This is a genomic window from Pseudorhodoplanes sinuspersici, from assembly GCF_002119765.1.
Lineage (GTDB): Bacteria > Pseudomonadota > Alphaproteobacteria > Rhizobiales > Xanthobacteraceae > Pseudorhodoplanes > Pseudorhodoplanes sinuspersici.
On sequence record NZ_CP021112.1, the window covers coordinates 2,026,476 to 2,049,926 of the forward strand.

At 61.3% G+C, this 23,451-nt stretch carries 24 protein-coding genes; 18 read left to right on the top strand and 6 right to left on the bottom strand.

All coding sequences use genetic code 11. The features are described 5' to 3' along the window. Genes CAK95_RS09890 through CAK95_RS09900 form a run of 3 tightly spaced genes read left to right on the top strand, consistent with a single transcriptional unit; the run spans window position 1 to window position 2,444 of the window. Window positions 1-996, top strand: coding sequence for a branched-chain amino acid ABC transporter permease (locus CAK95_RS09890; protein WP_086087768.1), 996 nt, complete (start codon window positions 1-3; stop codon window positions 994-996). Then, window positions 989-1,741 (top strand): ABC transporter ATP-binding protein, encoded by a 753-nt coding sequence (locus CAK95_RS09895; protein WP_086087769.1) that lies wholly within the window; start codon window positions 989-991, stop codon window positions 1,739-1,741. Before CAK95_RS09890 ends, CAK95_RS09895 begins: the two co-directional genes overlap by 8 nt. 4 nt (window positions 1,742-1,745) lie before the next feature. Beyond that, window positions 1,746-2,444 carry an ABC transporter ATP-binding protein gene (locus CAK95_RS09900; RefSeq protein WP_086091315.1) on the top strand — a complete coding sequence of 233 codons (699 nt, stop codon included), beginning with the start codon at window positions 1,746-1,748 and terminating at the stop codon, window positions 2,442-2,444. A gap of 40 nt (window positions 2,445-2,484) precedes the next feature. On the opposite strand, the gene CAK95_RS09905 is transcribed toward CAK95_RS09900, so the two are convergent. After that, window positions 2,485-4,830, bottom strand: a complete 2,346-nt coding sequence (locus tag CAK95_RS09905; protein WP_086087770.1) for a bifunctional salicylyl-CoA 5-hydroxylase/oxidoreductase — start codon at window positions 4,828-4,830, stop codon at window positions 2,485-2,487. 178 nt (window positions 4,831-5,008) lie between these two features. Between CAK95_RS09905 and CAK95_RS09910 the strand changes: the two genes are divergently transcribed. From CAK95_RS09910 to CAK95_RS09935, 6 genes are all read left to right on the top strand, one after another. Beyond that, window positions 5,009-5,773, top strand: a complete 765-nt coding sequence (locus CAK95_RS09910) for an SDR family NAD(P)-dependent oxidoreductase (protein WP_425349682.1) — start codon at window positions 5,009-5,011, stop codon at window positions 5,771-5,773. Further along, window positions 5,773-6,288: a MarR family winged helix-turn-helix transcriptional regulator gene (locus CAK95_RS09915; protein ID WP_086087771.1), complete on the top strand. Its 516-nt coding sequence runs from the start codon at window positions 5,773-5,775 to the stop codon at window positions 6,286-6,288. Before CAK95_RS09910 ends, CAK95_RS09915 begins: the two co-directional genes overlap by 1 nt. After that, a complete protein-coding gene (locus CAK95_RS09920; RefSeq protein ID WP_086087772.1) occupies window positions 6,285-7,124 on the top strand; it encodes an enoyl-CoA hydratase family protein in 840 nt (279 codons plus the stop codon). Before CAK95_RS09915 ends, CAK95_RS09920 begins: the two co-directional genes overlap by 4 nt. Then, window positions 7,124-8,308 (top strand): acyl-CoA dehydrogenase family protein, encoded by a 1,185-nt coding sequence (locus CAK95_RS09925; RefSeq protein WP_086087773.1) that lies wholly within the window; start codon window positions 7,124-7,126, stop codon window positions 8,306-8,308. Before CAK95_RS09920 ends, CAK95_RS09925 begins: the two co-directional genes overlap by 1 nt. A 39-nt stretch (window positions 8,309-8,347) precedes the next feature. Continuing rightward, window positions 8,348-9,991, top strand: a complete 1,644-nt coding sequence (locus CAK95_RS09930) for a benzoate-CoA ligase family protein (protein WP_086087774.1) — start codon at window positions 8,348-8,350, stop codon at window positions 9,989-9,991. Window positions 9,992-10,185: 194 nt separating this feature from the next. Next, window positions 10,186-10,608, top strand: a complete 423-nt coding sequence (locus CAK95_RS09935) for a RidA family protein (RefSeq protein WP_245303695.1) — start codon at window positions 10,186-10,188, stop codon at window positions 10,606-10,608. 132 nt (window positions 10,609-10,740) lie between these two features. Here CAK95_RS09935 and CAK95_RS09940 read toward each other — a convergent pair whose 3' ends face one another. Beyond that, complete coding sequence (locus CAK95_RS09940; RefSeq protein ID WP_425349683.1) at window positions 10,741-11,511, bottom strand: TetR/AcrR family transcriptional regulator; 771 nt, start codon at window positions 11,509-11,511, stop codon at window positions 10,741-10,743. On the opposite strand from CAK95_RS09940, the gene CAK95_RS09945 reads away from it, so the two are divergent. The 5 genes from CAK95_RS09945 to CAK95_RS09965 all read left to right on the top strand — a co-directional run bounded on the left by CAK95_RS09945 (window position 11,459) and on the right by CAK95_RS09965 (window position 15,433). Then, entirely contained in the window at window positions 11,459-12,199 is a 741-nt protein-coding gene (locus CAK95_RS09945; protein ID WP_086091319.1) for an SDR family NAD(P)-dependent oxidoreductase, read from the top strand. The genes CAK95_RS09940 and CAK95_RS09945 overlap by 53 nt on opposite strands. Continuing rightward, complete coding sequence (locus tag CAK95_RS09950) at window positions 12,196-13,389, top strand: MFS transporter (protein ID WP_157699579.1); 1,194 nt, start codon at window positions 12,196-12,198, stop codon at window positions 13,387-13,389. Before CAK95_RS09945 ends, CAK95_RS09950 begins: the two co-directional genes overlap by 4 nt. 53 nt (window positions 13,390-13,442) lie before the next feature. Beyond that, a complete protein-coding gene (locus CAK95_RS09955; protein ID WP_086087776.1) occupies window positions 13,443-14,264 on the top strand; it encodes a hypothetical protein in 822 nt (273 codons plus the stop codon). 61 nt (window positions 14,265-14,325) lie between these two features. Continuing rightward, window positions 14,326-14,706, top strand: a complete 381-nt coding sequence (locus CAK95_RS09960) for an MbcA/ParS/Xre antitoxin family protein (RefSeq protein WP_086087777.1) — start codon at window positions 14,326-14,328, stop codon at window positions 14,704-14,706. Beyond that, window positions 14,666-15,433: an RES family NAD+ phosphorylase gene (locus CAK95_RS09965; protein WP_086087778.1), complete on the top strand. Its 768-nt coding sequence runs from the start codon at window positions 14,666-14,668 to the stop codon at window positions 15,431-15,433. Before CAK95_RS09960 ends, CAK95_RS09965 begins: the two co-directional genes overlap by 41 nt. Window positions 15,434-15,553: 120 nt before the next feature. Here the strand turns inward: CAK95_RS09965 and CAK95_RS09970 are convergent, their stop codons facing one another. Continuing rightward, entirely contained in the window at window positions 15,554-16,024 is a 471-nt protein-coding gene (locus CAK95_RS09970) for a MarR family winged helix-turn-helix transcriptional regulator (RefSeq protein ID WP_086087779.1), read from the bottom strand. Window positions 16,025-16,362: 338 nt separating this feature from the next. On the opposite strand from CAK95_RS09970, the gene CAK95_RS09975 reads away from it, so the two are divergent. From CAK95_RS09975 to CAK95_RS09990, 4 genes are all read left to right on the top strand, one after another. Then, window positions 16,363-17,619, top strand: coding sequence for a cytochrome P450 (locus tag CAK95_RS09975; protein WP_086087780.1), 1,257 nt, complete (start codon window positions 16,363-16,365; stop codon window positions 17,617-17,619). Between the two features lie 77 nt (window positions 17,620-17,696). Next, entirely contained in the window at window positions 17,697-18,866 is a 1,170-nt protein-coding gene (locus CAK95_RS09980; protein ID WP_086087781.1) for an ABC transporter substrate-binding protein, read from the top strand. A gap of 359 nt (window positions 18,867-19,225) precedes the next feature. Then, a complete protein-coding gene (locus CAK95_RS09985) occupies window positions 19,226-19,981 on the top strand; it encodes a FadR/GntR family transcriptional regulator (RefSeq protein WP_086087782.1) in 756 nt (251 codons plus the stop codon). Window positions 19,982-20,008: 27 nt separating this feature from the next. Then, window positions 20,009-20,890 carry an ABC transporter substrate-binding protein gene (locus tag CAK95_RS09990; RefSeq protein ID WP_086087783.1) on the top strand — a complete coding sequence of 294 codons (882 nt, stop codon included), beginning with the start codon at window positions 20,009-20,011 and terminating at the stop codon, window positions 20,888-20,890. A gap of 42 nt (window positions 20,891-20,932) precedes the next feature. Here CAK95_RS09990 and CAK95_RS09995 read toward each other — a convergent pair whose 3' ends face one another. The 3 genes from CAK95_RS09995 to CAK95_RS10005 are packed head-to-tail and all read right to left on the bottom strand — an operon-like array spanning window position 20,933 to window position 23,393. Continuing rightward, complete coding sequence (locus CAK95_RS09995) at window positions 20,933-21,652, bottom strand: ABC transporter ATP-binding protein (RefSeq protein ID WP_086087784.1); 720 nt, start codon at window positions 21,650-21,652, stop codon at window positions 20,933-20,935. Beyond that, a complete protein-coding gene (locus CAK95_RS10000) occupies window positions 21,649-22,401 on the bottom strand; it encodes an ABC transporter ATP-binding protein (RefSeq protein WP_086087785.1) in 753 nt (250 codons plus the stop codon). Before CAK95_RS10000 ends, CAK95_RS09995 begins: the two co-directional genes overlap by 4 nt. Then, window positions 22,398-23,393 carry a branched-chain amino acid ABC transporter permease gene (locus tag CAK95_RS10005; RefSeq protein ID WP_245303696.1) on the bottom strand — a complete coding sequence of 332 codons (996 nt, stop codon included), beginning with the start codon at window positions 23,391-23,393 and terminating at the stop codon, window positions 22,398-22,400. Before CAK95_RS10005 ends, CAK95_RS10000 begins: the two co-directional genes overlap by 4 nt. Window positions 23,394-23,451: the final 58 nt, after the last annotated feature.

Sequence of the window (23,451 nt, forward strand, 5' to 3'; positions counted from 1 at the left end):
ATGGCCGATGTCGCCGCCGACCGCGTTCCTGTCGTCAAGCCCGCCGGTGCATGGCGCGGCTATGCGCTGCCGCTCATCATCTTCGTGCTATTTGCGCTGATCCCGTTCGTTGGGCAGTTCACGGCGGAATCCTATCTGCTCAGTCTCGTCACGCGGGTGATGATCTTTTCGATCGCCGCCTTGTCGCTCGATCTTCTGGTCGGTTACGGCGCATTGGTGTCGTTCGGGCACGCCGCTTTCATGGGTATCGGTGCTTACGCGGTCGGCATTCTGGCGAGCCATGGCTTCGGCGATGCGCTGGTCTCATTGCCGGTTGCGCTCGCGGCATCGGCGCTGTTCGCCTGGCTCACCGGCATTGTCTGCCTGCGAACCCGCGGCGTCTATTTCATCATGATCACGCTGGCCTTCGGCCAGATGGCCTTTTTCACCGCAAGCTCTCTGGCGCCTTACGGCGGCGATGATGGTTTGACGTTGCAGGAGCGCAGTACGATTGCTGGGCTTGATCTGCTCAGCAGCGATCGCGCGCTCTACTACGTGACGTTGCTGTGCCTGATTGCGGTCTATGTCTTCTGCCGCTCGCTGGTGACGTCGCGCTTCGGCCGGGTGTTCCGCGGCGCGCGCGAGAATGCCACGCGCATGACCACGCTCGGCTACGATGTCTATCGCTATCAACTGGTTGCCTACGTCATCGCCGGCATGATTGCCGGATTGTCGGGTTTTCTCCTTGCCAACGCGACCAACTTCGTCGCGCCCGCTTATATGTCGTGGCAACGCTCCGGCGAGCTGCTGATCATGATCATCCTTGGCGGAATCGGTTCGCTCAATGGTGCTATCGTCGGGACCGCAGCGTTTCTTTTGCTTGAAGAATGGCTCGCCGGGTTCACCGAACACTGGAAAATGATCTTCGGACCTTTCCTCGTGCTGGTGGTCGTGTTCGTGCCGGGCGGGCTGCTTGGCATCTCGCGCTGGGTTATGCGGAGGCTGCGCGGTGGTTGAGCCAGTCCTCTCGCTGCAAGGTCTGCGCAAGAACTTCGGCGGCCTTCGCGTCACCGACGATCTGTCGCTTGATGTACTGCCGGGTGAATTGCACGCGCTGATCGGTCCGAACGGTGCCGGCAAGACCACACTGATCAATCAGATTTCAGGACTCATTTCGCCGGATGCCGGGCGCATCGTGTTTTGCGGCGGCGATGTCACGGCATCCGCGCCCTTCGAACGGGCCAAGCTCGGTCTCGCGCGCTCATTCCAGATCACGTCGACACTGCCGAATTTCTCTGCGCTCGAGAATGTCTCCTTGGTGGTGCAGGCGCGCAGCGGCTCGAGCTACCGTTTTTTGGGCGATGCGGCGAAGGAAGCGGATCTGTCGTCGCAGGCGATGAGCGCATTGCAGGAGGTGGGGCTCGCGCATCGTGCCGACATTCAGGCCGCGCATCTGTCGCATGGCGAGCGCCGCGCACTCGAACTCGCGATTGCGCTTGCGATGCAGCCGAAATTGCTGGTGTTGGACGAGCCGATGGCCGGCACCGGTCGGGAAGAAAGCGCGCGGCTGGTGTCGGTGCTGCAGCGGCTCAAAGGCCGTTTCCCGATCGTGCTGGTCGAGCATGACATGCAGGCGGTGTTCGCGCTGGCGGATCGCGTGTCGGTCTTGATTTATGGCCGCATTCTCATGACCGGTGCCCCGGCCAGCGTGCGCAGCGATCCGAAAGTGATCGCCGCCTATCTCGGCGATGAAACGGCGTGAAAAGATGCTGAGCGTTCGCAATCTCCAGGCATCCTATGGTCCGGCACAGGTGCTGTTCGACATCACCTTCGACATCGCGTCGGGCGAGGTGGTGACGCTGCTCGGCCGCAATGGCATGGGCAAGACCACCACGATCCTGACCATCATGGGATTGGTGGCGGCGCGCGCCGGCGAAGTGACCTTCAATGGCGACACGGTGACCAACCAGCCGCCGTTCCGGATCGCGCAGCATGGTATCGGCCTTGTGCCGGAGGGCCGGCAGATTTTTCCGGCGCTCAGCGTCGAGGAGAACCTGATTGCAACATCGGCGTCGCGCTTCGGCAAGCCGTCATGGACGCTGGAGCGTGTCTACGAATTCTTCCCGCGGTTAGCTGAGCGCCGAAATAACATGGGCAATCAACTGTCCGGCGGCGAGCAGCAGATGCTGGCGATCGGCCGCGCGCTGATGACCAATCCGAAATTGCTGATCCTTGATGAAGCGACCGAAGGGCTGGCGCCGCTGGTGCGCGGCGAGATCTGGGCGTGCCTGTCACGCCTCAAGGCCGAGGGGCAATCGATCCTCTTGGTCGACAAGCATCTCGAGCCGATGCTGAAGCTCGCCGAGCGGCATGTGATCGTCGAGCGCGGCCATGTCGTCTGGACCGGCACATCGGACCAGCTCGCAAACGATGCGAATATCCGCCAGCAATATCTGATGGTTTAGCTTTTCCCCCCGCCCCGCTTTAGCGGGGGGAGGGAAAGGATTACTCCGCCGCCTGTTTCCAGCTGTCGATCTGCGGCTTCGGCTTGGCCTTGCGCTTCAGTTCCGTCATTTCTTCGCGCTCGCGCGCTGCGTTACGGAAGATCTGGTCGCGGCCAGAGAGATATTGCGGCTGACAGTAAATATCGTCGGCGCCGTACCAGGCGGCGGCCTGCATGGTGAAAGACGGATTCATCAGATGCGGACGCGCCAGCGCCACGAGATCGGCACGCGCCGCGGCAACGATGGTGTTGACCTGATCGGCGGTGGTGATGGCGCCGACCGCCATCGTCGCGATGCCGGCTTCGTTGCGGATCTGGTCGGAGAACGGCGTCTGATACATGCGGCCATAGACCGGCGACGAGGCCGGATCGGTCTGTCCGGTCGACACGTCGATCAGGTCGCAGCCGTGTTCTTCGAACATCTTCGCGATCTTCACCGCATCGTCCCCGGTGACGCCGCCGTCGATCCAGTCGGTCGCCGAGATGCGCACCGACATCGGCTTGTCGTCCGGCCATGCCTTGCGCATCGCCTTGAACACGTCGAGCGGAAAGCGCATGCGATTCTCGAGCGAACCACCGTATTCATCGGTGCGCTTGTTGGTGATCGGCGAGATGAAGCTCGCCAGCAGATAACCGTGCGCGGCATGCAGTTCGATCATGTCGAAGCCGGCGCGCTCGGCACGCTTCACCGCCGCAACATAGTCGGCAATCGTCTTGTCCATGTCCGCGCGCGTCATTTCACGCGGCACCTGGCTGTTCGGATAATAGGGAAGGGGCGAGGCCGAGATGATCGGCCAGGCGCCGCTTTCCAGCGGCTCGTCATTGCCTTCCCATGACAGCTTGGTCGCACCCTTGCGCCCGGCATGACCGAGCTGCATGCAGATTTTTGCAGCCGAATTGCTGTGCACGAAATCGACGATGCGCTTCCAGGCGGCTTCCTGCTCATCGTTATACAGGCCGGTGCAGCCGGGCGAGATGCGTGCGTCCGCCGACACGTCGGTCATTTCGGTGAAGACGAGACCGGCGCCGCCGATCGCGCGGCTGCCGAGATGCACGAGATGCCAGTCGTTCGGCAGACCGTCTTTCGCCGAATATTGGCACATCGGCGAGACCACGACGCGGTTCGGCACCGTCATGCCGCGGAGCTGGAAGGGCTGAAACATCGGCGGCACCGGCTTCTTGGTATCAACATCGAAGCCCAGCGCCTTGGTCTCGTTGGCGACGAGATGGTCGATGTCATTGACGATGTCCGGAGCACGCAAGGCAAGGTTGTCGTAGGTGATCGCTTTCGAGCGCGTCATCAGGCCGAAGATGAAGCGCGTCGGGTCCATGTTCCAGAAGCGTTTCACATGCTCGAACCAGACCAGTGAAACATCGGCCGAATGCTGCGTCTTCTCGACTTCCTCGCGGCGGTTGGTTTCGTAATAGGCGAGTGCGGCCTGCACATTGGTGCTGCCGGCCTTGCGGAACGCCTCATAGAGCCCGATGGCATCCTCCATTGCCAGCTTCGTGCCGGAGCCGATGGAGAAATGCGCCGTGGCCTTGGCATCGCCAACGATGACGCAGTTCTCGTAGACCCAGCGCTCGCAACGGATGGCCGGGAAGTTGCGCCACATCGACCGGTTGATGATCAGCTTGTGGCCCTGCAATTCCTCGGCAAACAGCTCTTCCATGAGCTTGGCTGTGCCAGGCTCGTCCAGCGGATCGAGGCCGAATTTCGCGAACGTGTCCGGATCGGTTTCGAAGATCCAGGTCGAGCGGCCAGGCTCGTATTGATAAGCGTGGACGATGACGATGCCGTACTTGGTTTCCTTGAAATAGAAGGTGAAGGCGTCGAGTGGCTTGGTCGATCCCATCCAGGTGAAGCGGTTGGGGCGCAGATCCACATGCGGCTTGAAATGATCCTTGAAGGTCTCGCGGACGCGCGAGTTGATACCATCGGCCGCGATCACGAGATCGGCGTCACGCATCGCTGCATCGATATCGGTCACGTCGGTCTGGAATTTCAGTTCGACACCCAGCGCCTGCGCGCGCTGATGCAGCAGTTGCAGCAGCGTGGCCCGCGAGCAGCCGCAGAAGCCGTTGCCGCCGATCCGGCGCGTCATGCCTTTGAAATGGATTTCGATGTCGTCCCAGTAGGCGAAATTCTCGGTGATCGACCGGTAGCTTTCGAGATCGTATTTCTGGAAAGTCTCGAGCGTCTGGTCCGAGAACACCACGCCGAAACCGAAGGTGTCGTCCGGCCGGTTGCGTTCATAGACCGTGATGCGGGCCTGCGGCCACGCCTTCTTGTAGAGAATTGCGAAATAGAGCCCGGCTGGGCCGCCGCCAATGACATTGACTTTCATGAGGGCGCCCTCCGCGCCAGTATATTGATGACTGGGTTGCCGATTATTTTAAGCTTAAAACAACCTCGCGCAAGATGTTTGATTCATCTCAAGTGCCGGGCAATTTCTGGCGGCATACGGCCCTGCTTGAACCCTATAAATTTTAAGCTTAAAGTATCGGCTTGGATCAGCGGGTATCATGATGGCAGCGCTTTCCGGGCGGCACGCACTCGTCACCGGCGGCGGCCGCGGCATTGGCCGGGCCGTGGCGGAGGCTCTTTCGGCCGACGGGGCGTCGGTCACCGTTCTCGGCCGCAGCCGCGAGGCCCTCGATGAAGCTGTGGCGGCAGGCCATGCCCGGGGCGTGATCGTCGCCGACGTCACCGATCCGGCCGCGATCGCGGCCGGGGTGAAAGAAGCGGTTTCGGCGCGGGGCCCGTTCGACATCCTGGTCGCCAATGCCGGCGGCGTGGCAACCGCCCCGTTTGCCAAGACCGGTCCGGATCAGTTCCAGCGCATGTTCGATCTCAATGTGATGGGCATCATCCACTGCGCGCAGGCGGTGATGGGCGACATGGTCGCGCGTAAATTCGGCCGCATCGTCGCCGTCGCCTCGACCGCGGGACTGAAGGGCTATCCTTACGTCTCGGCCTATTGCACGGCCAAGCATGCGGTGGTCGGCCTCGTGCGTTCGCTGGCGATCGAGACCGCCAAAACCGGCGTGACGGTGAATGCGATCTGCCCGGGCTATACCGATACTGATCTCGTGCGCGAATCCGTGGCGTCGGTGTCGAAGAAGACCGGAAAGTCCGATGACGAGATCATCGCGCAATATGTGAAAGACATGCCGATCGCGCGCCTGATCAAGCCGCAGGAAGTGGCAGCCGCCGTGCTTTACCTGTGTTCTGCGGACGCGGCAGCCGTGACCGGCACGGCGATGACCGTGGCCGGCGGAGAAATCTGATGGAGCAGACAAGCATCATCCCGCTCGATGCGGAAACCAAGGTCGCGGAACGGCCCGGCGATCACGAGGCCGAATTGCGGTTATGGCTGCGGCTGTTGACCTGCACCACACTGATCGAATGCGAGGTTCGCTCGCGCCTGCGCGAAACCTTCGATGTCACGCTGCCGCGCTTCGATCTGATGGCGCAACTCGACAAGGCGCCGAACGGCATGACACTCGGCGAATTGTCGCAACGCATGATGGTCTCGAACGGCAATGTCACCGGTCTCGTCGAGCGTCTGGTGTCGCTCAATCTGGTCGAGCGGACGCCGGCGCCGAATGATCGCCGCGCGATGATCGTCACGCTCACGGCGGAAGGCCGCCGCACGTTCCGTTCGCTGGCGCGTACACATGAGGGCTGGATCGCCGAAATCTTCAGCGACCTGACGGAAAACGAAATCGATACGCTGATGAAATTGCTCGCCAAGACCAAGCTCTCCGCGCGCAAGGCCATCGACGCCGGAGACCAGAAATGAGCCTCAAGACGCACCATCCCGTTCCGCTGCCGTTGGCATCCTACAAGGCGCAGCATGTGAAGCTCGTGGTCGAGGGCAAGCTGGCGACGTTGACGTTGAACCGGCCGGAGCGGAAAAACCCGCTGACCTTCGAAAGCTATGCCGAAATCGCCGGCATTTTCCGCGCCGCCGCCCATGACGATCAGGTCAAGGCTTTCGTCATCACCGGCGAGGGCGGCAATTTCTGTTCCGGCGGCGATGTGTTCGAGATCATCGGCCCGCTGGTCGAGATGAATACGGTCGATCTGCTGAAATTCACCAAGATGACCGGCGAGGCGGTGAAGGCGATGCGCGCCTGTCCGCAGACCATCGTTGCCGCGGTCGATGGCATTTGTGCGGGCGCCGGCGCGATCCTCGCCATGGCATCGGATCTGCGCGTCGGCACGGCAAAGGCGAAAGTGCTGTTCCTGTTCAATCGCGTCGGTCTGGCCGGCTGCGATATGGGCGCTTGCTCGATCCTGCCGCGCATCATCGGCCAGGGCCGTGCGGCTGAATTGCTTTACACCGGCCGCGCGATGGGCGGCGAGGAAGCCGAGCGCTGGGGTTTTTTCAACAAGCTGTCGTCGTCGGAAAATGTACTCGCCGATGCGACCGCGCTCGCCAAGGATATCGCGGACGGGCCGACCTTCGCCAACGGCATGACCAAGCGTATGCTGGAGATGGAATGGGCGATGTCGGTCGAGCAGTCGATCGAGGCGGAAGCCGTGGCGCAGGCTTTGTGCATGGAGACGGAAGATTTCTCGCGCGCCTTCCATGCGTTCGCGGCGAAGCAGAAACCGGTCTTTGAGGGCAATTGATGTCACTCGCCGAAACCCTGTCCTGGCCTTTCTTCAACGATGGCCATCGTGCCTATGCCGAGAAGCTGTCGCGCTGGGCGGCGGACAACCTGCACACGCTGCCGCATGACGATGTCGACGAAGCCTGCCGCGCGCGGGTGAAGGCGCTGGGCGAAGCCGGGCTCCTGACGCCGACCGTGCCGGGCGAATTCGGTGGCATGCATGCCGCGCTCGATGTGCGTACGCTCTGCCTGTCGCGCGAAATCCTTGGCTATTACGACGGGCTCGCCGATTTCTCTTTCGCGATGCAGGGTCTCGGCACCGGTTCGATCACGCTTTACGGCTCGCCGGAGTTGAAATCACGCTATCTGCCGAATGTCGGCAAGGGCAAAAGCATTGCTGCCTTCGCGATTTCCGAACTCGAGGCCGGTTCGGACGTCGCCGCGTTGAAGATGACGGCGGAGCCGGACGGGAACACGCATGTGCGCCTGAACGGCAACAAGACCTGGATCTCCAATGGCGGCATTGCCGATCATTACGTCGTATTCGCTCGCACCGGCGAAGCACCGGGCGCGCGGGGCCTGTCGGCGTTCATGGTCGACGCCGATACGCCAGGCCTGAGCGTGGAAGAGCGCATCGAAGTGATTGCGCCGCACCCGCTGGCGACGCTCCGCTTCGACAATGTGCGCGTGCCGGTGGCAAACCGTCTCGGTGCACCGGGCGAAGGCTTCAAGGTGGCGATGTCGACGCTCGATATCTTTCGCTCGACGGTCGGTGCGGCCGCGCTCGGCTTCGCGCGCCGCGCTCTGCACGAAATGACTTCGCGCGCCGTGAACCGTAAATTGTTCGGCGCGCCGCTCGGCGATCTGCAGCTGACGCAAGGCGCGCTGGCCGATAGCATCACCGATGTCGATACATCGGCCCTCCTCGTCTATCGTGCCGCCTGGACCAAGGATAACGGCGCCGCCCGCGTCACCAGCGAGGCGGCGATGGCGAAGATGCATGCGACTGAAGCCGCCCAGCGCGTGATCGACCGCGCCGTGCAATTGTTCGGCGGTCAGGGCGTCACCAAGGGCAACAAGGTCGAAGAGCTGTATCGCGAGATTCGCGCGCTGCGCATCTATGAAGGTGCGACCGAAGTGCAGAAGGTCGTGATCGCGCGCGAAGCCTTGAAGAATTTTGCAGCCGCATCGGCCGCAAGCTGAAGACCGGGGAATGAGAAAGGCGTTCTGAGGAGCATGGCTATGATTCCCTCGCTGTATAAAGACACGTTCGCTCGGGACAATCTGCCGCCGCAAAGCGAGTGGCCCGAATTCCTGTTCACGCTGCCGGAGCTGCAATATCCGGATCGGCTGAACTGTGTCACCGAATTCGTCGACAAGTGGGTGGCCTCGGGGCAGGGCGATCGCATCGCCATCGTCTCGCCGAACGAAACGCTGACCTATGCGCAGCTTGCCGAGCGCATCAACCGCATCGCCAATGTGCTGACGAAGGATCTCGGCTTTGTGTCGGGCAATCGTGTGCTCCTGCATGGCACCAACAGCCCGACCATGATCGCCGCTTATCTCGCGGTGATGAAGGCCGGTGGCGTCACGGTCGCCACCATGCCGCTGCTGCGTGCGAAGGAATTGTCCTACACCTGCAAGAAAGCGCGCATCAAACTCGCGCTCGCTGACAACCGGCTTGCGGTCGAGGTCGACAAGACCAAGGACATCGCGCCCGATCTCGAACGCGCTGTTTACTGGGGCAATGGCGCGCCGGGTTCGCTCGAAGCGCTGATGAACAAGCCGGGCTACGAAAAGTTCGATGCGTTCGATACCGCCATCGACGATGTCTGCCTGATCGCCTTCACATCTGGCACAACCGGCGAACCGAAAGGCACCATGCATTTCCACCGCGACATGCTGGCGCCGTGCGATTCGTATGGAAAATACGTGCTGCAGGCATCTCCGGACGATCGCTTCATCGGTTCGGCGCCGCTCGCCTTCACCTTCGGCCTTGGCGGTCACGTGCTGTTTCCGTTCCGCATCGGCGCGGCGACGATCCAGCTTGAGAAAGCGCCGCCGGACGAATTGCTGCCGGCGATCGAGAAATACAAAGCGACGGTCTGCTTCACCGCCCCGACCGCCTATCGCGCCATGATCGCCAATCTGCAAAAGCACGATATCTCGTCGCTGCGCATCTGCGTATCGGCCGGCGAGACCATGCCGAAATCGACATTCGAGGCGTGGGAGAACGCAACCGGCCTCAAGGCGCTGGACGGCATCGGCGGCACCGAGATGATGCACATCTATATCGCGTCGCCGATGAACGAGGTGAAGGCCGGCTCGACCGGCAAGCCGGTGCCGGGCTATGTCGCCAAGGTCGTCGATGACAGCGGCAACGAAGTGCCGCGCGGAACGATCGGACGTCTTGCCGTGCGCGGTCCCACGGGTTGCCGTTATCTCGCCGACCAGCGTCAGACCAAGTATGTGCAGTTCGGCTGGAATTTTCCCGGCGATACTTATGTGCAGGATACGGACGGCTATTTCTGGTATCAGGCGCGTTCCGACGACATGATCGTATCGTCGGGCTACAACATTGCAGGTCCGGAAGTCGAGGAAGTGCTGCTCGCACATCCCGCCGTGGCCGAATGCGGCGTGGTCGGTGCGCCGGATGCGGACCGTGGCTTCATCGTCAAGGCTTACATCGTTCTGCGTGCGGGTCATTCAGGCGACGCGGCATTGACGAAGACCTTGCAGGATCACGTCAAGAATACGGTTGCGCCTTACAAATATCCGCGTGCGATCGAATACGTGACGGCGCTGCCGCGCACCCAGACCGGCAAGCTGCAGCGTTTCGAATTGCGCAAGCTCGCGTCGGAATCCGCCGCGAAGATGGCGTCGTAGTGAACGGGCATCATGGGTATTTATGATTTGGCCACTGACTCCTACCTACCTCCCCCTGAAAGGGGGAGGTCGACTGTCGTCGCGAAGCGACGGCGGTCGGGTGGGGGTCAGTTTAGACAAGACCCCCACCCCAACCCTCCCCCTTTTAGGGGGAGGGAGTCGCGGTCAGCGTGACTTTGGCTTAGGAGATTCTCGTGTCTGACACCGCCCGTAAACTCCCCGCAACGAACACCATCCTCAATCCGGCTGGCTGGCCGCAGCCGAAAGGCTATGCCAACGGCATCAAGGCGCGCGGCGAGATGGTGTTCGTCGGCGGCATGATCGGCTGGGATACGGAGTTCAAGCTTCCGGAAGGTTTCGTCGCACAGACGAAGCAACTCCTGGAGAACATCGTCGCCGTACTGAAGGAAGGCGGCGCCGGACCGGAACATGTCGTGCGCATGACCTGGTATGTCGTCGACATCGACGAATATCGCAATTGCCTGCCCGATCTTGGCAAGGTCTATCGCGAGGTGATGGGCCGCAACTTCCCGGCGATGGCGCTGGTGCAGGTCAAATCGCTGGTCGAGAAGGACGCGCGGCTGGAAATCGAGACCACCGCCGTTATCCCGGATTGATTGTCATTCCGGGTTCACGCGCATCAGCGCGTGAACCCGGAATCTAGGGCTCCACAAAAACTGTGCTGGATTCCGGGCTCGCGTGCTGCGCACACGCCCCGGAATGACGGGCGAGCTTGAGATGAAGCCAGGTCAGGCCCTTTTCTTGGCTCCAGTCGTCAGTCCATCCCAGGCCGCCATGGCGCTGTCGGCGACAGCACGCAGTGTCTCGCGCGACGCGCCGTCGCGGGCCTGGATCGACATGCCCTGCTGGACGGTGACGTAGAAGGTCGCGATCGCCAGCGTGTCCACCCCTTTCGGCAACTCACCGTCGCGCACGGCACGCTTTAAGCGATTGCGCAAGGTCGCGATGTTATCCGCCCGCTTTTCCTTTAGCACCCGGCACACATTCTCGTTGCTATCGTTGGGATGCAACGCGCCCAGTACGACGAGGCATCCTGGCGGTCTGCCCGGTCGGGTAAAGACATTTGCCGTCGCCTCGAGAAAGCGCCGCACTGCGTCGCGTGCGGTGGGTGCTTCGTCGATCGCCGCCCAGATCTCGTTGCCCTCGATCGTTCCATAAAGATCGACGGCCTCACGAAACAGCGCTTCCTTGCTGCCAAAGGCGGCATAGAGGCTGGGCGGATTGATGCCCATGGCCGCCGTGAGATCGGACAGGGCCGCGCCGTCATAACCCTTGGCCCAGAACACCTCCATCGCGCGGCGTAGCGCCGCGTCGCGGTCAAAGCCGCGCGGGCGTCCGCGGGCGGCGGGGAGGTCATTTTTCATATCGATCGATACATAAATCGCTTGACGCCAGACCGCAAGCGTCTCATGTGTTCTGTATCGATCAATACAGAAAGGTTGAATCATGTCCAAACTCGCAGGAAAGGTGGCGTTCGTGACCGGCGGCAGCCGCGGCATCGGCGCGGCGATCGTGGAGGCGCTGGCGAAAGATGGCGCCGACGTCGCTTTCAGCTATGCGCGTTCGTCCGAGAAGGCGCAGTTGATGGTAGCAAAGATCGAAAAGCTCGGCCGTCGCGGATTGGCGATCGCAGCCGACAATATGGAACCGGGATCGGTCGAGAAGGCGGTGGCGCAGACCGTCGCCGCGTTCGGCCGCATCGACATTCTGGTCAACAATGCCGGCATCTTCCGGGTTGTGTCACCGGAAACCATGACCCTCGCCGATTTCGACGAAACCATCGCGGTCAATGTGCGCGCGGCGCTGTTTGCGACCAAGGCGGCGGTCGCGCATATGGGCGAGGGCGGGCGTGTCATCTCGATCGGCAGCAATCTTGCCGAGCGCACGCCATCGCCAGGCTTGAGCCTCTATTCGCTCAGCAAGGCGGCTTTGGTTGGCATGACCAAGGCGCTGGCGCGCGATCTTGGACCGCGCAACATCACCGTCAATATCGTGCATCCGGGCTCCACCAACACCGACATGAATCCGGAAGATGGCGAACATGCCGATCAGCAACGCAGCTTGATGGCGATCCCGCGCTTTGCCGATGCGCAGGAAGTTGCCGGCCTTGTCGCATGGCTGGCGGGTCCGGATTCGCGTGCAGTCACCGGCACCGCCCTGACCATCGATGGCGGCGCGAATATATGACAACAGCGTCGGAAACTGGCGTGCCGCGGACGGCCGCCCGCGCACGCGACATGGCGGCCGCGATCACTCTCCTTGCCGTTGCAATGGCCATCATCGTCACCAGCGAATTCATCGCCGTCGGTTTGCTGCCGGCGATGGCGCGGGATCTTCAGATTTCGCTCAGCGAGGCCGGGCGTTTTGTCGCCTGGTTCGCGATCTCGGCGGCGGTGCTCGGCCCGCTTCTGACGATCGTTGCTGGCCGACGCGAACCGCGCTTCGTCATCATCCTGACGCTTATCGTCTACGCGTTCGGGAATTTGGTGATCGCATGGGTGCCGGATGACAGGATCATCGTTCTTGTCCGTGTGATCCAGGGCGCGATGCTTCCGGTCTTCATCAGCGTCGGCAATGCGGCTGTCGCACGGCTGGCTGGGGCAGGCCGCGAGGGCAAGGCGATCTCGCTCGTCAATATCGGCACCATTACGGCCATCGTCTTTGCTGTGCCGGCGGGCACTGCACTTGCCGATCGCACCGGCTGGCCCTTCTGTTTTCTCCTTCTTGCGGGTCTTGCGATTGTTGCGGCGATTGTCACGGGTATGCGCTTTCCGCGTTTGGATGGCGGCAAGCCGGTCTCCGCGCGCGCACAAGTCGCCCTGCTCGCAAGTCCTGCATTTCTCGCCCACTTGCTGCTGTCGACCGTTCTCTTTACGGCGATGTTCAGCGCCTACACCTATCTCGCCGGTTTTCTTCAGAGCGCCGCGGGTTTCGACGGTGCGCAGACTGCCATAGCTCTCTTCGGTTTCGGTGCTGCAGGGCTATTTGGCAATCTTGTCGCGGGATGGGCGGTCGATCGTGCGATGATGATGGCGACCATGGGGCTGGTGGCGCTGCTGGCGCTGACCAATGCGATGGTCTCGCTCACTGGCGGCCAGCTTGCATGGCTGGTGCCGCTGCTTGCCATCTGGGGCGTGGCACATGGCGCGGCTTTCGTCCTCTGTCAGGTGCGTGTCATGCGCGCTGGGGTGGACGCGCCGGCTTTCGCCTTGTCGCTCAACATTGCGGTGTGCAATTTGGGAATTGCCTTGGGCGCGCTCGTCGGCGGCTGGGTTGTCGCTGACTATGGTGTGACCGCCATCGGTTATGGCGGCGCGGCTTTCGCGCTTCTCGCATTGGCGGTGACCGTAACAATCGGGATGACGCGAAGGCTTTGACTCGGATGCGTTGAACAGGTGAGGTAGCTCCGGCTGCGACCCGGAGCTGCTGCTTGCCCTCACTTCTGTCACGCCTCACGTTTTCGACTGCGGTGCTGCTGGCGTCGGTGCTGGTGCATCTTGGGTTGTTCGGCGTGATCGTGCTGGCGGACCGGCGCACGCCGCTGCAATCCGAAACGCGGCCCATCGATGTTGAGCTGGTGAAGCAGGACGAGGTGCCGGAGCCGCTCGAGCCCCCGAAAGTCGAGCCTCCCAAGCCGGCCCCTCCGGAGCCTGAGCCGCCGAAGGCGGAATTGCCTGAGCCGGAGCTTCCCAAGGCCGAAATGCCGAAACCTGCCGAGCAGCAGTCGGCGGCTGCGCCGCCGCTTCCGCCGCCTCCCGCGCCCATGCCGTCCGGTCAGGTTTCGCGGCCGCAGGAGCTTGAAGCCAAATCGGCCAGGGCCGAACCGCAGGCGCCGCCGGACAAGCCTGATCGTGTGGAAAAGCCGGCCGGCATTTCCGGAGGCCCGCCGAGCGAGAGCAAGTCGAAGCTGACGCCGGAAGAGATCGCAGCCCTGCGCGCCCAGGTGCAGAAATGCTGGAAATTGCCGGTCGGTATGCCCGGGGTGCTGGGGCTCGAACTGATTATCCGCGTCTCGTTCGGTCCCAAGGGCCAGCTTGCGGGCGAGCCGGTCATCCTGAAGGCGCCGGCGTCCGAACGCGGTCCGCTGCTCGCCGGTATCTCATTGAATGCGCTGAAGGATTGCGCGCCATACCGGATGCCGGCGGCGAAATACAAGGACTGGAAAGTGCTCGATCTGCGTTTCCTGGCGACCGGCATGACCGGCCTTGGTGTCGCGCCCAAGGTGCCGGCGGCGCCGCAGGCGAAGCGATAGACTCTTGCCTTAGAAATTATTGTGGCTATATATTTCTCATGAAATTATCTGGTGACAGCACATGAGGACCAAAAGCGCCCCCCAATCCGCCCCCGATGAAGCCACGGTCGTGACCAAGGCCGCGTTGCGCGCCGCCGACCGTCTCGGCATCAGGAACACGGTGTTGGCCCGCATTGTCGGCGTATCGGAGCCGACCGTCTCGCGCATGCGCCGCGGCGATTACCTGCTGACGAGGGATCAGAAGCCATTCGAACTCGCCGTCTTGTTCATCCGGCTCTATCGCTCGCTGGACGCGATCGTCGATGGCGACGACACCGTCGCACAAAGCTGGATGCAGAACGAGAACGCGGCCTTGAATGGCCGTCCGCTGACGCTCATCCAATCCGTGGCCGGTCTGATCAATGTCATCCAGTATCTCGACGCCCGACGCGCTCCTGTCTAACGCACACCGCGCCTCCGGCACCTGCTGGCGTGTGATCGAGGCGCAGCACCGCGTCTCGACGATGAAGATCACCGATACGCACGCCGAGCAGGAGCTGCTTGAAAACCTGATCGAGCAGAGCAAGCCGAGCCTGCCGCCGGAATGCAAGGGGCTGCATTATCTCCTGGCGACACCGTTCCGCTATGGCGCGCCCTATCCGCATGGATCGCGCTTTCGCCGCGCTGGACTCACGCCCGGCGTGTTCTATGCTTCGAAGCAGGTGGAAACCGCGATTGCCGAGACAGCGTTCTGGCGATTGCTGTTCTATGCCGATTCACCCGACACGCCGTGGCCTTCGAACGCCGGTGAATATACCGCTTTCGCGGTTCAATATGCGACCAGCCGGGCGATCGATCTGACACGACCGCCACTCGATGCACGGAACGATGAGTGGATGCATCCGACCAAGCTTGATGCGTGTCAGACGCTGGCTGAAAGGGCGCGTGAAGCAAATATCGAGGCGATCCGCTACGCGTCGGTGCGCGATCCGAAGCATCGGCTGAATGTCGCATTGCTCACCTGCCACGCGTTCTCGGTGAAACAGGAAACGGCGCGGCAGACCTGGCGCATCCATCTCGGCGCAAACGGCGTGCGCACGCAATGCGAGATGCCGAAACTGTTGATTGATTTCGATCGCAAGGTTTTTGCGAGCGATCCGCGTATCGCGAAGATGACGTGGGAGAGGTGAGTGTTAGAGCATTTTCGAGCGAAGTGGATACCGGTTCGCGTGAACAAATGCGTCAAAACAAAAAGCTAGAGCCCCGGCTTTGATTCCATCAAAGCCGGATAGGCTCTGGGAGGGGGCTCCTTACTCGTTGCTGGACACCACGCGCAGCGGTGCGCGCGAATACTCATTGTTCAGCTCGACGAGGAGTGTGAGCGTGCGCATAAAATTCCGCTGCTCCTCAACGGGAAGTCTGCCCAGAAGACGTTTCATGGCTCTGCGGACGCAGGGCTCAACAGCGGCAAGGAGACGAGCGCCCTCCCGCGTGAGTTTCACCAGCTTCACCCGCTTGTCGTGAGGGCTTCCCGTACGCTCGATTAAGCCCTTGGCTTCAAGCCGCTCCAAAACCTGGCCAAGCGTCGAGCGATCGAAGGCGATCAAGTAAGAAATCCGGGTGGCATCAATCCCCGGATGTTCATTCAGCGCGGCCAGACACGCGTACTGGACCGGCGTGATGTCGAACTCCGCGCACTCCTCCATAAACATTCCCACCACGATCTGGTGAGCGCGGCGGATAAGATGTCCCGGCTTTGAATAGATCACGTCCATCGTCATTGGCTGATCCTGCCATATATTGACAGTACACTGAAAATAGGTAGTCTGAAAGTAAGTGGACTGTCAATCTCGGGCGGAGACAGGTCACAAGCAAATTCGCCCTATGAGGAAATGCCTATGGATCTGCCGGTCAGACAGCCGGTCGCTTTAGGCTATGGCTCCGCGCATGCCGCGACAGCAGGTTGCTGCGCCGCAAGCGACCGCTGGCCTCTGATCCAATCACCTGGTGCATTCACAATCGATGTCGAGCGAGACGTAACGCCATGCGTTGCGCGTGGCCGCGCGCAATGACGTCGCAGACACAAACGTAAAATGTCGGTCTTTGCAGGGAGGTGGATATGACAACTGTAATGGATGCTGATCTGGAGCGCATAACCGCGCAATTTGATCCGCTGAGCGAGGACTATCTCGCAGACCCCTATCCTCATATCTCGGAAGCCAGAGGGGTGGCGCCAGTCTTCTACAGCGAGAAGCTCGATCACTGGGTGGTGACGCGATACGACCTTATTCGACAGATTTTCCTGAATCCGCAGATCTTCTCGGCCGCGAACGCCAATTCGCCGGTCTTGCCGCCTTGTCCCCGGGCTGCGAAAGCGCTGGAGGAGGGCGGGTTTCGGTACGTGCCCACGATGACGAATGTCGATCCGCCGGCACACACGCGCGTCCGTCGCATCGCCAATGCGGCCTTTACGCCGAAGCGCGTCGCCGAGCTGGAGAATTTTATTCGGGAAACCACCATCCGCTTTTGCAATGAGCGGTTTCAAAACGGTCGCGCAGATCTGGTGCGTGACCTTGCGTGGGAGCTGCCGGTTCTTGTGTTGTTTCGCATCCTCGGGATCGGTGATGATCAGGTTCCCCGGGTCAAGAAGGGCTCTTGGAATCGCATTCTCTTCATTTACGGCCGGCCGCGGAGCGAAGCCGATCAAGTCAGTGCCGCCGAGGGACTGGCCGAGTTCTGGCGATACGCGGAGGCACTGGTGGAAGAAAGAACGCGCGAGCCACGTGACGATTTCACCAGCGCACTGACATGGGCCACGGACAGCGACGGACAGCGCCTGACACGCGAAGAAGCCGCGACCCTCGTTCTGAATCTGCTGTTTGCGGGCCATGAAACCACGACGGGGCTGCTCGGTAACTCGTTCAACCGGCTATTGGGCGACCGCGACGCATGGCAGGCGATCCGTGCCGATCCGACGCTCATTCCGAATGCGGTGGAGGAAGTGCTGCGGCTGGATTCGTCCGTGATCGCCTGGCGGCGGCGGACGACACAGGCGACGTCGATTGCCGATGTTCCAATTCCGCCCAACGCCAAGCTTCTTTTGCTGCTGGCCTCCGCAAACAGGGACCCGGAGGTTTTCCCGGACCCTGACCGCTTCGACATTCGGCGTCCGAATGCCAAGGATCATCTGTCTTTCGGACATGGCGTGCACCTTTGCCTGGGCAGACCACTCGCGCGTCTGCAGGCCAAGGTCGTGCTTGAGGAAGTATCTGCGCGCTTTCCCAGCATGCGGTTGTCTCCAGATGTGACACTGGAATTTCCACCGAACGTATCGTTCAGGGGGCCGCTGTCGCTGCCTGTTGTTTGGAACACATGATCGGAGCGATTCCAAAATCATCGATCAACAAGCTCCCGTTTAGAGGAGCCGAGATTGAACACCAAAGGGAGAAAAGCATGTTTCGGATTTTAGCTGCGTTGATCATTGCGTCTGCGGCCACCACGGCTTCGGCGCAAGCAACGAAGGTCAAGATCGGATTTGTGAATACTTTCAGCGGTCCGAATGCCTTCATTGGCAACGATGAGAGAGATGGATTTGAGCTCGCTCTTGACCATCTCGGACGCAAGATGGGCGGTCTCGATGTCGAGATGATTTATGAAGACGATCAGATGAAACCGGACGTGGGCCGGCAGGTGACGGAGAAATTGATCCAGTCCAACAAGGTCGATTTTATTTCGGGCTTTAACTGGTCGAATGTCCTTCTGGCATCGCTGAAGCCGGCGGTCGATTCAGGGACATTTCTCATCAGCGGCAACGCTGGTCCCTCACAAATCGCAGGCGAGCTTTGTTCGCCCTTCTTCTTTTCGACCTCCTGGCAGAATGATCAAACCCCAATGGCGCTTGGTGAGACGCTCAACCAGCGGGGCGTCAAACGTCTTTACATCCTTGCGCCCAATTACGCGGCCGGCAAGGACATGGCCGCCGGTGTGAAGAAAACATTCAAGGGTGAGATCATTGGAGAAGACTACACGAGATGGCCAGGTAACGTGGACTTCTCGGCGGAGTTGTCAAAGGTTCGGGCCGCGAAGCCGGATGCCGTGTGGGTCTTTTATCCGGGTCAGGCCGGGGCTCAGTTCTTTCAGCAATATTCCCAGGCAGGACTGAAGGAGCAGATTCCGCTCTATAGTGTGTTCACGGTCGATGCGCTGACCTTGCCGTTCATCAAGGATCTTGCATTGGGTCATCTGAGCACCCAGTCGTGGGTGCAGGATATCGACAACCCGGTCAATAAACGCTTCGTTGCGGATTTTCGTAAGAAGTATAAGCGCTACCCATCTTACTATTCCGCACAGCACTACGATGCGGCCATGCTGATTGATAGCGCTGTCAGGGCGGTGAAGGGAAACCTCGCTGATAAAGACGGGATCCGCAATGCCATGCGCAAAGCAGACTTTACCTCAGTGCGTGGCAAGTTCGCCTATAACAAGAATCATTTTCCTGTTCAGGACTTTTACTTGCAGGAGGTGATCAAGGACGATGCCGGTGAGCACACCATGCGGAAGATCGGAGTCGTTCTTCAAAACCACAAAGACTCCTTTGCCGAAAAGTGCTCCATGACCTGGTAGGCGAAGCCAGGCTTCATCGTCAGCGAAAGTTTGTTTGGGCGCCCGTTCCCCTCGTCAGGCTGGACGGGCGCTTCTTTTTGAGATCGCAAAGTTCTGCCTTCGGCTCCCCCAACGATCAGTGAGTGGCCTCAGAGCCTGACCGGAAATGCGCCGATCAAATCAGCGTTTTTTGTGCGGCCTCGTCATGTCCGCGCTGGTCGCGGGCATCCACGTCTTAATTGAGCAACAGCAGGACGTGGCCTGCTGTTGTTTCTGCCGGCGCCTGCCCGGATTGCTGATTTTTAAAGATAATATCTTTACGATCTTTCATTCCTGCGCTAACCTGCGAAGACTAGGGCAGGAAAAGGCTGAAAACAGCCGTGAATACGCAGACCAAGCTCATTGCGCGTGCGGGCGAGCCCTTTGTGGCCGGCCGCTCCGGATCGCTCTCGGCGCAGATTGTGTCCGATGTGCGTGAGGCTTTATTCGAGAAGCGGCTGAAGCCGGGCGAGCCGATCGGCACCGAGAAGGATCTGGCGGCGCGCTATGGCGTGAGCCGCATCGTCGCGCGCGATGCGTTGCGCACGCTGCAGGCGTTGGGCATTGCCGAGATCCGCATGGGCAAAGGCGGAGGAGCGCGAGTCGCACGCGGCAATCCGCGGCTGTTCGCCGAGGCGCTTGCCGTGCAGCTCGATCTCACCGGTGTCAGCGCGGCGGAGGTCATGGATGCGCAGCGCGCGATCGAGGCGCTGGCCGCGGAACTTGCGGCCGAGCATGCGACGGCCGCCGATCATGCGCGATTGAAGCGGTTGCTGGCGGAAGCGGAAAGCATCATCGACAATGGTGATGCGTATACCCGCTCATGCCGCGAGTTCCATCTCGCCATCACCGAGGCGTCGCATAACCGCGTGCTGGTGGTGCAGTTCATCTCGCTCAATCACATCTCATGGCCGGCGCATAACCGCACGCTGACGCCCGAAGTCGCGCGGCGTGTGCTTGCCGTGCACAAGGAATTGGCGTCGCTGATCGAGATGCGCGACGCCGCCGGCGCGCGAAAGCTCATGGACGACCATGTGAAGATGATCCGGGCGCGGCGCGTGTCCGAACGCGATCATCCGCACGACGGCTGCTGCTGAAATCACAATAAGCAAAGGGAGAAACGCATGACGACCAATCACAAGTTCATCATCCAGCCGCACTTCCGGCTGCAGGAATGGATCGCCGAGGAGAAGGGTTACTTCAGGGACGAGGGGCTCGATTACATCTTCCGCGAGGAGGTGAAATCTTCCGACGGCAAGGTCCACGACAAGGGCCAGAAGGTCGGCGCCTATCAGTCGTTCGAGGAAGGCCGCAAATCCGACGTGAGCTGCGCCTGCCACTGGACGGTGAATGTCGCGGCGGCGTCCGGCCATGGCCGGCTCAATCGCGATGTCTATTCGGTCGCGCCGTCGGGCATTTTCGTCGCGCCGGATTCAGCCATCAAGACGCCGGCGGATCTCGCCGGGGTGCCGATCTCGGTCGGCTTCCAGTCCGGCAGCCATTACGCCTCGATCCAGGCGCTGGAAACCTACATGCCGAAGGACCAGATCAACCTGTCGTTCAACGACGGCATGCTGTTCAAGCGCATGGAGCTCTTACTCGACGGCAAGATCCCGGCCGCGACCTTGTTCTCCGGGCCGTATTACCTCGCCGAGCAGCTCGGCTTCCGCAAGATCATGGACAACACCTTCATGATCGCCAACATGATCCACGGCGATCCCGATCCGGAGGACCTGCGCAAATACTTCACCGCATTGAAGCGTGCGCAGCGCGATCTCGACCTGCGGCCGGAACTCTACACGCACTATTACACGAACGAATTCCCGGTGCGCTGGCACGAGGTGATGGATACGCGCCGCTGGGGTCCGGGCGAACGCATCGTGTTCGAGCCCTATACGGAAGAGACCTTCAATGTTTCGCGCGACTGGATCGCCACCCACGATATCTTTGAAGGCGGCGATCTCGGCAAGAAGCGCTATGAGGATGCGACGGTCAGCGTGATGTAGCCGTCAGCCCGGGTTCGCGCTTTCGGCGCGTCCCGGATGACGTCAGTGCGCTTCCGCCACCTTCAGCCCGATCAGGCGATCGAGCGTGGCGTGGTCCTTCCACAGATCGTCCGAGCGCGCGCGATGCACGATATCGCCGCGCTCGAGCACCACGGCATTCTCGGTCAGCGCCAACGCCATCTGCGCATGCTGTTCGACCAGAATGAAGGCCGTGCCCTGTTCGGCCAGCATGCGGCGGATCGCGGCCGCCAGCTCCTCGACGATGATCGGCGCGAGCCCTTCGAACGGTTCGTCGAGCAACAGCAGCGACGGATTGGTCAGAAGCGCGCGGCCGAGCGCCAGCATCTGCTGCTCGCCGCCGGACAATTGATTGCCCTTGTTGCCGCGGCGTTCCTTCATGCGCGGCAGCAGGTCGTAAATGCGTTCCAGCGTCCAGTGCCCCGGCCGCGCCGTCACGGTGAGATTTTCCTCGACCGTCAGTGACGGAAAGATCTCGCGCTCCTGTGCCACCCAGCCGATGCCGCCGCGCGCGCGCCTGAATGGCGCAACGTGGGTGATGTCTTCACCATGCCAATGGATCTGGCCGCGCGTCATGCGCGTGAAGCCCATGATGGTCAGCAGCAATGTCGACTTGCCGACGCCGTTGCGGCCGAGCACGGCAAGGCTGCTCTTGTCGGCGACCTCGAGCGAGATGTCGTTCAGCACCACGGCGTCGCCATAGCCGGCGCGCACGCCCTTGAGCTGCAGCAAGGCTTGCGTCATGGATGCGCTCCGCCGAGATAGACCTCGCGCACGCGCGGATCGGTCGAGATTTCCTTCGGTGTGCCTTCAAGCAGAATGGCGCCGCCGACCATCACGATGATGCGGCTGGCGAAGCGGAACACCACGTTCATGTCGTGCTCGATGAACAGCACCGAGATATCCTTGGAAAGTTCGGCAATCACCGAAAACAATTCGGCGCTTTCTTCCGGCGGCACACCGGCGGCCGGCTCGTCGAGCAGCAGCACCTGCGGTTTCGAGGCCAGCGCCAGTGCGATCTCGAGAAGGCGCTGCTGGCCATAGGCCAGTTCGCGCGTCGGCCGATAGGCATGATCGCCAAGCCGCAGCGACTTCAAAATCTCGTAGGCTTCGTCGGCGTCGTTGCGATAGGACGGCAGCGCCTTCCACCACGTGCCGGCTTCCTTGTTGCGCTCGCAGATCGCCAGCGTCACCGATTCCAGCGCGGAGAGGTTGGGAAACAGCGTGTTGATCTGGAAGGTGCGAACCAGGCCGCGCTTCACGCGCTGGTCCGGCTTCAGATGCGTGATGTCGGTCTCGCCCAGCATGATCTGGCCGCTGTCAGGCGTGATCATGCCGGTCATCAGATTGATCAGCGTGGTCTTGCCGGCGCCGTTCGGACCGATCAGCGCATAGCGTTCGCCGCGCGGCACCGAAATGCTGATATCGCGCGCGACGACAAGCTGGCCGAAACGCTTGTTGATGTTGCGTGTGGCGAGAGCCGGCACGGTCATGAGCGGCGCCCCCGGATCATGCGATAGAGATGCGACAGGCCGCCCAGGATACCGTTCGGCAGCACCATTACGACAGTCACCAGCAAGAGGCCGATCCAGAAATACCAGTATTGCGGATTGATGCCGGAGAACTGGTCGCGCGCCACCATGAAGATAATGGCGCCGATCAGTCCGCCATACATCATGCCCGCGCCGCCGAGCACCAGCATCACGAGGACGTCGGCGGAGCGCTGGAAGTCGAGCACGCCGAGCGACACGGTCGAGGTCGTCTGCGCCAGCAGCGCGCCGGCGATGCCGGCAATGGCAGCGGACATCGTGTAAACTTTGCGGATATGCGCAGCGCTTGGTGCACCGATCGCCGGCATGCGCACGGAATTCTCGCGAATGCCGCGCAAAGCCAGACCGAATGGCGAATTGGTCAGCCGCCGCACGAGAAGGAACATAAGGAACAGCACCGCCAATGAATAGGTGTAGGCGGTCCGGCCCCAGAGATCGAATTCGAAATAGCCGAGCAGGTCGCCGATGCGGATGCCCTGCAATCCATCGGCGCCGCCGGTGAGCCAATGCGCCGAATTGGCGAGTTCATGGACGAGGAAACCAAGACCGAGCGTGATCATGATCAGCGCGAGATGCTTGAAGCGCGAGATGATGAAGCTCGTGGCAAAGCCGACAATGCCGGTGAGTAAAGCCGCGATAAACAGGCCGAGAATCGGATCGCTGATGCCGTATTTCGAAATGATGCCGGCGGTATAGGCGCCGATGCCGAAGAAGGCGGCGTGGCCGAGCGAGACGATGCCGGCATAACCGAGAATGAGATCGAGCGAGAGCGCGAACAAGGCTGTGATGGCGATCTGGCTCGCCAGCGACAGATAGTTCGGAAACAGTACGAATGGCAAAAGCGTTGCCAGCCAGAACACATATTCCAGCGGGTGCCAGCGCGTCTGTGCGCGAAGATAGTCGTGCGGGGTCATCGGTGTGCCGGGCTTGCTCATGGCCTATCGCTTTCCCTCTTGTTGCTCCCTCCCCCTAAAAGGGGGAGGGCTGGGGAGG